Origin of the sequence: Sulfuricaulis sp. (genome assembly GCF_049587675.1) — a bacterium.
Lineage (GTDB): Bacteria > Pseudomonadota > Gammaproteobacteria > Acidiferrobacterales > Sulfurifustaceae > Sulfuricaulis.
Genome location: NZ_JBAVEJ010000042.1, coordinates 1 through 11,142, shown reverse-complemented (window position 1 = coordinate 11,142; position 11,142 = coordinate 1). Strand labels below are relative to the sequence as shown.

10 protein-coding genes are annotated in these 11,142 nt (G+C 58.4%); 5 read left to right on the top strand and 5 right to left on the bottom strand.

Annotated features, from left to right (window positions below):
* Positions 1-397 precede the first annotated feature (397 nt).
* Both WB402_RS01700 and WB402_RS01695 read left to right on the top strand, forming a co-directional pair.
* Positions 398-925 (top strand): PH domain-containing protein, encoded by a 528-nt coding sequence (locus tag WB402_RS01700; RefSeq protein WP_424205124.1) that lies wholly within the window; start codon positions 398-400, stop codon positions 923-925.
* Between the two features lie 9 nt (positions 926-934).
* On the top strand, positions 935-1,546 hold the full coding sequence (locus WB402_RS01695; RefSeq protein ID WP_424205123.1) for an SAM-dependent methyltransferase: 612 nt from the start codon (positions 935-937) through the stop codon (positions 1,544-1,546).
* Here WB402_RS01695 and WB402_RS01690 read toward each other — a convergent pair.
* From WB402_RS01690 to WB402_RS01680, 3 genes are all read right to left on the bottom strand, one after another.
* Positions 1,543-2,496 (bottom strand): phosphate/phosphite/phosphonate ABC transporter substrate-binding protein, encoded by a 954-nt coding sequence (locus WB402_RS01690; protein WP_424205120.1) that lies wholly within the window; start codon positions 2,494-2,496, stop codon positions 1,543-1,545. The genes WB402_RS01695 and WB402_RS01690 overlap by 4 nt on opposite strands.
* A gap of 334 nt (positions 2,497-2,830) precedes the next feature.
* Positions 2,831-3,769, bottom strand: coding sequence for a phosphate/phosphite/phosphonate ABC transporter substrate-binding protein (locus WB402_RS01685; RefSeq protein WP_424205119.1), 939 nt, complete (start codon positions 3,767-3,769; stop codon positions 2,831-2,833).
* An 85-nt stretch (positions 3,770-3,854) separates the two neighbouring features.
* Positions 3,855-4,796, bottom strand: a complete 942-nt coding sequence (locus WB402_RS01680; protein WP_424205117.1) for a phosphate/phosphite/phosphonate ABC transporter substrate-binding protein — start codon at positions 4,794-4,796, stop codon at positions 3,855-3,857.
* Between the two features lie 362 nt (positions 4,797-5,158).
* On the opposite strand from WB402_RS01680, the gene chrA reads away from it, so the two are divergent.
* The 3 genes from chrA (at position 5,159) to WB402_RS01665 (ending at position 8,725) form a co-directional block, all read left to right on the top strand.
* Complete coding sequence (gene chrA, locus WB402_RS01675) at positions 5,159-6,367, top strand: chromate efflux transporter (RefSeq protein ID WP_424205115.1); 1,209 nt, start codon at positions 5,159-5,161, stop codon at positions 6,365-6,367.
* 61 nt (positions 6,368-6,428) lie between these two features.
* Entirely contained in the window at positions 6,429-7,460 is a 1,032-nt protein-coding gene (locus WB402_RS01670; protein ID WP_424205113.1) for a sulfotransferase family protein, read from the top strand.
* A 233-nt stretch (positions 7,461-7,693) separates the two neighbouring features.
* Entirely contained in the window at positions 7,694-8,725 is a 1,032-nt protein-coding gene (locus WB402_RS01665) for a sulfotransferase family protein (RefSeq protein ID WP_424205111.1), read from the top strand.
* 24 nt (positions 8,726-8,749) lie between these two features.
* Here WB402_RS01665 and ntrC read toward each other — a convergent pair whose 3' ends face one another.
* Entirely contained in the window at positions 8,750-10,141 is a 1,392-nt protein-coding gene (gene ntrC / locus WB402_RS01660) for a nitrogen regulation protein NR(I) (protein ID WP_424205109.1), read from the bottom strand.
* On the bottom strand, positions 10,134-11,142 hold a 1,009-nt coding region (glnL, locus tag WB402_RS01655; RefSeq protein ID WP_424205108.1), incomplete at its 5' end, for a nitrogen regulation protein NR(II). The genes glnL and ntrC, both read right to left, overlap by 8 nt.

The window sequence follows — 11,142 nt, the reverse complement described above, 5'->3', positions numbered from 1 at the left end:
ATATCGATTTGTGAGAATGGCGAAGTGAAAATAACACTATACAAGCACATCGAGCTGACCTCGGATCCGGCAGACACGGGCCCCTCGGCTGCTCAAGCGTGGTGTTAGTTTTTTTTATCCTCGTCGGAGCGAGCCGAGCACCGAGCAAGGCCGGGGGTATTCGCGAGACTCCTGATCGAGCCCGAGGCGCGTATTTTGCGCCCGGCGAGTTAGGCGAGCGCCCGGCTGAAGCGAAGCGCGCAGGGTACCGCGCGATGTTGGCGCGGCGAAGCGACCGGGTGTCCTTCTCTTTGGTTCCTTTCTCTTGGACAAGCAAGAGAAAGGAACCCAGGGTGCAGGGGCGGAGCCACCCGCAATTAGCTTTTCAATCCGCCGCAGGCGGAACAATAATAGCGATATGAAAGACTACAAATACCTCGCTTCCCGTGATAAAGAACAAGCTCAGGGACAATCCCCGGAGAAGGAGACCATGAACTATATCGCACGTCCGGCGTGGCTGAACCAGTGGTGGCAGATCGGAATTCTGTTCCTGATGCCGGTTGTTTTCGTTCTGGCCTATCTGAAGGGCCATCAATATTTTTCTACCGAAAACCTGCGGGTGGTTTATGTGGTGATCACGGCGGTGTTTGTGTATCTGGTCGTGGTGGTGATTTATCGGCGTTATTCGTGGGCCTATACGATCAATGGCGAGACCATCGAAAGCCGCGAGGGTCTGATCGCGCGCAAGGTGAAATCCATCCGCGTCCAGGACCTGCGCAACATCAACGTGAACCAGTCGCTGTGGCAGCGTCTCGTGGGCGTGGGCGATGTGGAGTTCTCCAGCGCCGGCGGTAGTGGCATCGAGGTCGTGTTCCGCGGCGTGGACAAGCCCTTGCAAGTCAAACAACTGGCGCAGCGCATGCAAGGCAAAAGCCCGGGCGATTGATTATCCGGCATGACCAACGACTTCTGGAATTCCCGTTTCTCCGAGCCGGGCTACGCCTACGGCACGGAACCGAACGCCTTTCTGGTGTCGCAGAAACATTATTTTCTGCCCGGCCTCAAGGCGCTCGCGGTGGGGGATGGCGAGGGGCGCAACGGGGTGTGGCTGGCGCAGCAGGGGCTCGACGTGCTGTCGGTGGACGGCTCCGAGGTGGGCTTGCGCAAGGCGCGGGAACTGGCCAAGAGCCGAGGCGTTTCGATTGGCACGGAATTAACCGATCTCACGAATTGGAAATGGCCCGAGCACGAGTTCGATGTTGTCGTCGCGATTTTCATCCACTTCCCGCCGGAGCACCGCGCGCGCATGCACGACAAAATGCTGCGGGCGCTCAAGCCCGGTGGCGTGCTGATCATGGAGTCGTTCACGCCGGAACAGCTCGAATACAAAACCGGCGGCCCGCCGGTCAGGGAAATGCTCTATACCGTGGAGACGGTGCGCGAGGACTTTTCGAAGGGAGAAATCCTGTTGCTGCAGCAGATGTTGACGGATTTACACGAAGGGCCGCACCACCGCGGCACGGCGTCGGTGGTGAGGCTGGTTGTGAAACGAAAATCCTTGTCCTAGCGGCTGTAACCCCAGCTGTCCTTCAGGTAGACATCCAGTCCGGTGTAATCGTTCTTGCCGGCGAAGGCCAGACCCTTATCGGAACCGTTCGCCGCCATCAGGCGGCTCACCACCTGAGAGGCCTCGGGTGAAACCAGCGCCGCGGCGATGCGCGCCTGATCTTCCCGCGAAATGCGCGGACCGGCGGAGAACGCCTGGTTGGGTATGGGCTGCGTCATGTAGATCGCGCGCAAGAGATTTTTGCTTTCGTTGAATTTTTTCAAGCTGGCCGCAGGCAGAATGCCGGCATTGCATTGTTTCTCGATCGCTACGCTCTCATAGACCTTTGTCGCTCCCAGGGTGTTGATGATGAGCGGCTGACGCGCGGGGTTGTCGAACTGGCCGAGCACTGCCAGCGTGCCGAAGTCCGGTGGCGTCATGCCGCATATCCTCAGGCCGGCGAGTTGCTTGAGGTTGGTAATCCTGTCTTCCTTACGCACCACGACCACGAACGCGTATTCGTCTGCAAGCTTCACCAGGGTATGGTGTTGCAGGTTGGAAATGCGCCAGCTGTTCAAGTGCGGTCCATCAAACACGAGATCATAGTTGCCCTGCTGCATTTCCTTCTGGTAGGTGAGCCAGTCTTTCGGGTAATGAAAAACGATTTTTTTGCCGATGATGTGTGTCAGGTACTCGGCAATGGGACGATAAATGCGCAGGGCCTCGGCCTCGGTTTCACGCGGGGGCGCGGAGAACACCAGCGCTCCCTGTTCCCCGGCAATGTGTTCCGGGAGATTGCTTTTTTCGAAGGTGGCCGAAGCGGGTGTATACGAGACCTTCTTCATGGCCGCGGCAGAAGAGGCCTGCATCGGCGCGAGATTTTGTGCTTCAGAGGATTCCGCGACCGACAGGCGCGAGATGAATACGAATAAAAGTGCCAGAAAAACGGCCAGTGCGGATCTGATTTTCACGATGACTCTCCTTGCTGCGTCCACTTCCCGATTGCTTCTTGTCGATGTCTTGGAAGAATCACGGATGCCGCAGGAACGTCATGTCAGACCGAGCGAACTACCGTGTTCTCTAAAAGAAAAGCGTAGCCGGAGAAGGCATCAAATCCAGATGACCAATATTGGCATTCTTTCCGGCCCGACAAGCGGCCGGTTTGTTTGCGCGAGCGGTAATGCATCCTGAACGTTACAAGGGTTTTCTCTGTCCTTTGTACATATGTTAATGGATTTACACGAAGTGCCTTGCCGCCATGACACGTCCTTGGTGGTCAGGCTGGCTGTAATCGAAAACCTTGTCCTAGCGGCCGTAACCCCAAGTATCCTTCAGATAGACATCCAACCCGGCGTAATCCTCCTTGCTCGCGTAGGCCAGTCCCTTGTCGGTGCCATTGGCTGATATTAACCGGGCCATGGCCGGAGAGCCTTCCTGAGAAATCAATGCCGCCGCAATCCTCGCCTGGTCCGCCGTGGAAATGCGTGGACCGGCTGAGAATGCCTGGTTCGGCAACACCTTCGTTTTGTACACGATACGCACGAGGTTTTCGCTGTTGGAGAATTTCTTAAGGTTTTCCATCGGCACAATCGCGGCCGTGCATTTCTTTTCGAATGCCACGCCCTCGTATGCCTTGGCCCAACCGATGTTGTTCATGATGAGCGGTTGGCGCGCCGGATTATCGAATTCGCCGAGCACCGCGAGTGTGCCCAGGTTGGGCGGGTTCATGCCACACACCTTCTGTCCGGCAAGTTGTTTAATGTCGGTGATGCGGTTGTCATCCTTGCGCACCACTACGGCGAATACGTGCTCACCGGCAATTTTCACCAGGGCACTGTGCTGCAGCTTGGAGATGCGCCAGCTGTTGAAATGCGGGCCGTCAAAAACGAGATCGTAACTGCCGCGTTGCATCTGCGTCTGGTAGGTGAGCCAGTCGCTGGGATGTTTGTACACGATAGTTTTACCAATGATGCGCGAGAGGTATTCCGCGATCGGTTGATACATGCGGATGCCTTCTTCCTCGGTTTCGCGCGGCGGCGCGCTGAACACAAGTATGTTGTCGCTGCCGGCTGGCATGCCTCGGGCGATGCCTTCGAGTGACGGTCGGTTGGCCGCCGTCTCTGGCGGAGCGAAAGAGGCTTTGCGGGCGGTGGGGGCTTTCTCGCGAACGTTCTGTTCGGCGGCGCTGGTACCCGGGGCAAATATCATCGCGCCCAGCGATATCAGGCTGGTGGCAGTCGTCATTCTTCTGTTAAATCCAAACACAGGACCTCCTTGTTCAACCAGATGATATGTCTTGAAAGGGCCTCACCACTGCGCTTCCTGCAGCTCAGTAGTAACCCCATTCATTGCGAAGATATTCTGCCAGTCCCTGGTATTCCTGGTTGCTGGCCAGCGCAAATTTATCACCGACCTTGAAGGCAGCGCGCAGTTTTTCCGTTGGACCGGCGGCATCTGGTGACGCCAATGCCTGGGCGATTTTCGCCTGATCTTCCAGCGATACGCGCGGACCGGCGGAAAACGCCTGGTTCGGCATGGCCTGGGTCTTGAAGATAATCTTAGTTAGCCCGGCCTGATCGTATTTCTTCAGATTGAGCATGGGCAAGACGCCGCCCACGCATTTGCCGCTGACCACACCTTCGTAGATTTTATCCCAGCCATTCGTACTGACGATCACCGGTTGGCGCGATGGGTTATCGAACTTGCTCAGCAGCACAAGCGTGGCGAGATTCGGCGGTGCATGAGCACAGAAAGTCCGTCCCGCCATCTGCTGGACAGTGTCGAATGAGGCCTTGTCTTTTCTGACAATGACCACGAACTCGTGACGTTCGGGAATCTTCACCAGAATGTTGTGATTGAGCTTTTCCATGCGGTAGCTGTTGAAATGCGGTCCGTCGAAGATGATGTCATATTTCCCCTGCAGCATTTGGGTGCGGTACACGCCCCAGGTTCCAGGGTATTTGAACACGACCTTCTTGCCAATGGCTTGGCTCAGGTAGGCCGCCACCGGCTGGTAAATTTGCAGGGCGTCTTCTGGCGATTCGCGTGGCGGAGCAGTGAAAACCAGGGCTTCCTGCTCTTCCACGATGCGTTCCGGCAGATTATTTTTGGCCGGCGCGGAAGACGCCGGCGAGAAGGTGGTCTTGATGGCGGAGGCGATTGCCTGTAGCGGCGGTATGTTTTTGACGCCGGAAGATTCCGCGGCAAGCGGTGGCGCGATCGAAACGGCGAGCAATGCCAGAGCAATAATCAGAGTAGACTTGATATTCATGACAACTCTCCTTGTTGCACCCGTTTCCCCTACAGCATGACTGCTTATATTTTTTGACTTGGGATATTTTTAGGCACCACGTAGACCGTCGTGTCTGAATACGCGATACGCGATTTCCCATGTCCCAGTAAGAAGACGAGCCTAGCCCGGTAATCCGCCAATTCCAGTGACCATTTTTTGACATGCCGTGTAAACCGACAGACGGCCGATTTGTTTATGCCAGCGGTTGTGCAGCCACGCAGACTGGAGCTTAACTTACTCCTTGCAGCTTCAGTAACACCGCGTGACCTGACTCCAGCGATATCGCGGCTGTATGAAATTAAGCACGCAACGCGCGTGGACCTGTTTTAATAGGGAAGTTCATGAAAGCCAAGCGTCGCCAATCTGATTCTTCCCCCTTGGACGTTTCCCTGTCTGTGCTTTTCTGGATTTTCTTCCGTATCGCCTGCACCAGTTTCGGCGGCTTCATGGCTATGATCGCGGTGGTCGAGAACGTGGTGGTGGAGCGCAAGAAGCTGCTCACGCACCAGGAAATGCTCGATGGCATTTCGCTGGCGTCGATGCTGCCCGGTCCGGTCGCGGTCAATGTCTGCACTTACGTGGGTTACCGGCTGCGTGGCAGCATCGGCGCACTGGTCGCCGCGTCGGCCGCGATTCTTCCCGCCTTTGTGCTCGTCGTGGTGCTGTCCGCTGCCTACTTTCGCTGGGGCCAGATCCCGGCAGTGAATAAACTCTTCATGGGATTCATTCCCGCCGTGACCGCCGTGATCGTCGCGGCCGCGTGGAACATGAGCCGCAAATCGCTCGCCGGTGTGCGCGAGTCCGCCATTGCCATCGGCGCTTTCGCGGTGCTGCTCGGGATCGGTGGCTTCTATAGCACGCTCGCGATCATTGTCGGCGCCGGCGTTATCGGCTGGCTGTTATTCCGTACGGAAAGCGGCACGCCGACCAAACCGAGAAATAAACGGAGAGCTTCCAGGCCGAAATTCAACGCCCACGCGTTTATGTTGGGCACGATGCCGATGGTTAATGTGCCATGGTGGAATCTCGATCCCGCCATTCTCACCAAGCTTTTTGCCGTGTTTGCCGGCATGAGCGTCATGCTCTTCGGCGGCGGTTACGTTTTCATCCCGCTGATTCAGGAAATCGTGGTCAATCACCAGCAGTGGGTGACGACACAGGAGTTCATCGACGGCATTGCGTTGGGCCAGATCACGCCGGGACCGATTCTAGTCAGCGCGGCGTTCATCGGGCTTAAGGTCGCCGGCCTTGCCGGCGCGGTGGTTGCGACCATCGCCATCTTCGCGCCGCCAGCGCTGCTCATGGTGCTGGCTTCCGGCGCCTATGCACGCCTGCAACGCTCGAGCGCCGTTCAGGCGGCCCTGCGTGGCGTGCGCCCGGCGGTGATCGGCATGATCTTCGCCGCCGCCGTGGTCGTGGGGCGGAGCGCGATGCCGGTTTGGTATTCAATCGCAATTTTTGCCGTCGCGCTTTATGCGCTGATTCGTTTTCGCGTGGAAGCGGTGTGGATCATCCCGGCCGCGGGCGCGGCGGGCTGGTGGTTGTATTGAGTTGTCGGGCGCCGCGGGTGCGGCGCATCAAACAGGAAACCTTGCTCCAGGAGTTATTGCCATGAATATTTTTATGATCGGAACCCAGCGTTCAGGCTCGAATCTGTTGCGCCTGATGTTGAATGAGCTGCCCCGCATTGCCGCGCCGCACCCGCCACATATCCTGCAACGCGTGATGCCGCTGGCGCCGAACTACGGCGACCTCGACAAGAGCGAGAACTTCAGCCAGCTCGTCGAGGATGTGTGCCGCCTGGTCGAACTGAATCCGGTGTCGTGGGAAGGCGTGACGCTCAAGCGCCGCGATGTCCGGATGCGTTGCCGCCGGCACACCCTCATGGCCGTGTACGAGGCGGTGTACGACACCATGGCGGAAGCCTGGAATGCCGGCAGCTGGTGCTGCAAGAGCATGTCCAACATTCAGTATCTTCCGCAGATCGAGGCGCATTTCCATAGCCCGCGCTACATCTACCTCTATCGTGATGGACGTGACGTGGCGGTATCGTTTCGCAAGGCCGTGGTAGGTGAGAAACATTTCTATCACATCGCCAGAGAGTGGGCCGCAACCCAGCAACTGGCACTCGCGATGCGCGAGCGTATCGGTCCGGACCGGTTCTTTAGCATCAGTTACGAGTCGCTCACGAGCGCGCCGGAACCGTCCATGCGGCGTCTCTGCAAATTTCTGGGCATACGCTTCAATCCTTCCATGCTTGAGTTTTACAAATCCGACGAAGCCCAGCGTGCGGCCGAATCGAGCGGGCTTTGGGGTAACGTGGTCAAGCCCATCATGACGGACAATACCCGCAAGTTCCTGCGCGATGCCTCCGAGAACGATATCCGCATCTTTGAATCGGTGGCGGGAGACTTATTGGACGCCCTGAATTACGAGCGCATGTATGTTCCACGCGGCGGTGAGACGATTTTCAGAGAGGAAGACATTCAGCGGTTTGACACGGAAAACCTGCGGCTCAAGGAACAGATGCTCGATCGCACCGACGCGGCAGATCTCAAACGTCGTGACCGTCAGGCCATCTTGATCCAGGAAATCCGCGCGCGTGGCCAGATGGCGCCACCGGACATGCGCGCCATTGCCTGATGGCGATGTTGATCAAGGACCGACTGGCTACTGGCGAAAGTTGATCTTCTCCGGTTTGCGCGCCATGTTGTTGCGTTATCCGCCCGGTTTTTTCGCCGCTTCCAACTTGCGGCCGCCTTGGTTTTAGCCCGACAAGCGGCCGGTTTGTTTGTTCGAGCGGTAAGGCATCCTGAACGTAGCGGTCTTTACTTAGTTCTTACCGCTCAGGGAACCATTGATTCAGGGGTGATCGCGTGAAGATTTTCATGATCGGAACACCACGCTCAGGCGCCAATTTGCTGCGTTTGATGCTGAACGAACTGCCGCGCGTCGCTGCACCGCATCCGCCGCACATCCTTCAGCGCATGATGCCGCTCATGCCGAACTACGGAGATCTCAATAAGCGGGAAAACTTTGCGCAACTCGTCGAGGATGTCTGCCGGCTGGTTGAGCTCAATCCGGTTTCGTGGGAAGGCGTAACGTTTGACCGTGCCGACATCGAGCGGCGTAGCCGTCGGCGCACGCTCATGGGAGTGTACGAAGCCGTGTACGACGCGATGGCCGCAACCTGGGAGGTCCGCAGCTGGTGCTGCCAGAGCCTGGCGAATATCGCCTATCTGCCGCAGATCGATGCGCATTTCCGCAGCCCGCGTTATATATATCTCCATCGTGACGGGCGCGACGTGGCGGTCTCGTCGCGCAAGGCAGTCACGGGCGAGAAGCATTTCTACCATCTCGCCCGGGAATGGGCGACGACCCAGGTAATGGCGATCGCGATGCGCGAGCGTATCGGCCCGAACCGGTTCTTCAGCATCAGTTACGAATCGCTCACGAGCCAGCCGGAGCTTTCCATGCGCCAGCTGTGCAAGTTTCTGGGTATGCGTTTCAGCCCATCCATGCTGGAGTTCTACATGTCGGACGAGGCCCGCCGCGCGGCGGAATCGAGCGACCTGTGGAGCAACGTCGTGCGTCCGATCATGGCTGGCAACACTCGCAAGTTCCTGCACGAAGCTTCGGAAGAGGACATTCGCCTGTTTGAGTCGGTGGCGGGCGACGTGTTGACCGCACTCGGTTACGATCTCGCGCGCATTCCGCGGGGTCCCAGTAGGATGGTCAGCAACGAAGATATCGGACGGTTCGAGACGGAGAATCGCCGGCTCAAGGAAGAGGCGCTCGCGCGAACCAACGTGGAGCATTTAATACGTCTCGAGCGGCAGGCGAATCTTGTCCACGAGATTCGTCTGCGTGGTCAGATGGCGCCGCCGGACATGCGCGCTATCGTCTGATTAGCGCCCGGGAACCAGGCTGTCTTAGAGGCCGAGGTCCTTGAGCTTGCGTGTCAGGGTGTTGCGTCCCCAGCCGAGTTTTTTCGCCGCGTCCAGCTTGCGTCCGCCGGTGTGTTTGAGCGCGGCTTCGATCAGAATGCGCTCGAAGCTGTCGTTGATGTCCTTGAAAATCTCACCATCGCCACGCGCCAGCCGCTGTTCGACGATGTTCTTGAGCCGCGTTTCCCAATCGGCACTGCGGACATTCTCGGCGTCGTCGGCAAGCAACTCCGGCGGCAGGTCCTCGACGCGGATCGTCTGACCCGGGGCCATCACGGTTAGCCAGCGGCAGGTGTTCTCCAGCTGCCGCACGTTGCCCGGCCAGGACAGGCCGCTCATGTATTCCTCCGCCTGCGGCATCAGTTGTTTCGCTTCCACGCTCAGCTCCATTGCGGATTTCTTGAGGAAGTAGCGAGCCAGTGTCGGAATGTCCTCGCGCCGTTCGCGCAGCGGGGGCAAGTGAATGCGGATGACGTTCAGGCGGTGGAACAGGTCTTCGCGGAACTTGCCAAGCTTCACCCGGTCCTCCAGGTCCTGGTTGGTCGCGGCGATGATACGCACATTGGTTTCCACCTGATCGTGTCCGCCGACGCGGTAGAACTTGCCATCCTGCAACACGCGCAGCAGGCGCGTTTGCAACGCCGGCGGCATGTCGCCGATTTCATCGAGGAACAGCGTGCCGCCATTGGCTTGCTCGAACCGTCCCTTGCGTTGCAGCGTGGCCCCGGTGAAGGCGCCCTTTTCGTGGCCGAAGAGCTCGGATTCGAGCAGTTCGCTCGGGATCGCGGCGATATTGATGGCGATAAAGGATTTGTCGGCGCGCGGACTGTGGTTGTGCAGGGCGTGCGCCACCAACTCCTTGCCGGTGCCGGATTCGCCGTTGATCAGCACGCTGAGATGCGAGCCCGATAGCCGCCCGATTGCGCGGAAAACTTCCTGCATCGAAGCCGCAGAGCCGATGATTTCCGGTGTGCGATCGTTGCTCGGAGCCTCCACCTTCTGCCGGCGGCGGTGCTCGACAGCGCGGCGCACCAGACGCACTGCCTCGTCGACATCGAATGGTTTGGGCAGGTATTCGAAGGCTCCGCCGCGATAGGACGCGACTGCGCTCTCCAAGTCGGTGTGCGCCGTGATGATGATCACGGGAATTTCCGGCGCCTTGGCGTGGATGGTCTCGAGCAGTTCGAGTCCACTAACGCCAGGCATGCGAATATCCGAGACGACCACGTCCGGCCGCTGCCGGTCGAGAAGTTCCGCGATCTCGTTGGCGGAGTCGAAACTTTTTACCGTCATGTCCGCCTGGCTGAGCGCCTTCTCCAGTACCCAGCGAATGGAGCGGTCGTCGTCGATAACCCAGACGATATCCTGCCTAGCCATGACCATTCTCCAGCGGAAGGAAGATGCTGAACACGGTCAACCCCGGTCGACTGTCACATTCGATGAGTCCGCCGTGCTTGGCAATGATGTCCTGGGCGATGGACAGCCCGAGGCCCGTCCCGCCGGGCTTGGCCGTCACCATGGGATAGAAAACATATTCCCGGATTTCCTCGGGGATGCCGGGGCCGTTGTCCTCGATATCGGCGCGCAGCACCAGACGATGGCGCTTTAGGCCGATGGTAAAACTGCGTTCGATGCGCGTGCGCAGGCGGATGACGCCCTGGTACTGTATCGCTTCGGCCGAGTTGCGAACGATGTTGAGCACGGCTTGAGTCAGTTGTTCTGGTTCGCCCTCGAAATCCGGCAGGCTCGGGTCGTATTCCCGTTCCAGCGTGAGGCCGACCGGCACTTCCACAAGCATCAGCTTGCGTACGTGTTCCATGATTTCGTGCAGGTTGACCGGTTTTTTTTTCAGCGGCTGATGCGGCCCCATCATGCGGTCCACGAGGTTACGCAGGCGATCGGCCTCGTGGATGATGATGCGCGTATATTCCTTGAGTGATTTGTCCGGCAATTCGCGTTCCAGAAGCTGCGCGGCACCGCGCAGCCCGCCGAGCGGGTTCTTGATCTCGTGAGCCAGTCCGCGCATCACCGCACGATTCGCCGTCTGGCGCTCGAGGATGTTTTCATCGCGCGCCAGACGCATCATGCGGTCCACCTGCGTGAGTTCGACCAGCAACGCGGTTTCCTGACTGCTATCGATAAGCGGCGTGACGATGCAATCCACGGTGATGGTTCGCTCCATCGGCAGCCGCAGTCGCACGCCGCGTACCGTAAATGGATGCCGACTCTCCAGCGTTTGGCGCAGTGTCTTTTTCATGCGCCGTGATTGCGGCAATAAATCGGTGAGTTTTTGGCCGACAATTTTTTTAGCGCTGACCTCGAACAACATCTCGCCGGCGGGATTAATACTCGTCAGGCGCAATTCAGCATCGAACGTC

Bases quoted from the DNA above. Each gene is read 5' to 3' on its own strand.
- WB402_RS01700 (WP_424205124.1), top strand. From the start codon at position 398: ATGAAAGACTACAAATACCTCGCTTCCCGTGATAAAGAACAAGCTCAG.
- WB402_RS01695 (WP_424205123.1), top strand. From the start codon at position 935: ATGACCAACGACTTCTGGAATTCCCGTTTCTCCGAGCCGGGCTACGCC.
- WB402_RS01685 (WP_424205119.1), bottom strand. From the start codon at position 3,769: ATGACGACTGCCACCAGCCTGATATCGCTGGGCGCGATGATATTTGCC.
- WB402_RS01680 (WP_424205117.1), bottom strand. From the start codon at position 4,796: ATGAATATCAAGTCTACTCTGATTATTGCTCTGGCATTGCTCGCCGTT.
- chrA (WP_424205115.1), top strand. From the start codon at position 5,159: ATGAAAGCCAAGCGTCGCCAATCTGATTCTTCCCCCTTGGACGTTTCC.
- WB402_RS01670 (WP_424205113.1), top strand. From the start codon at position 6,429: ATGAATATTTTTATGATCGGAACCCAGCGTTCAGGCTCGAATCTGTTG.
- ntrC (WP_424205109.1), bottom strand. From the start codon at position 10,141: ATGGCTAGGCAGGATATCGTCTGGGTTATCGACGACGACCGCTCCATT.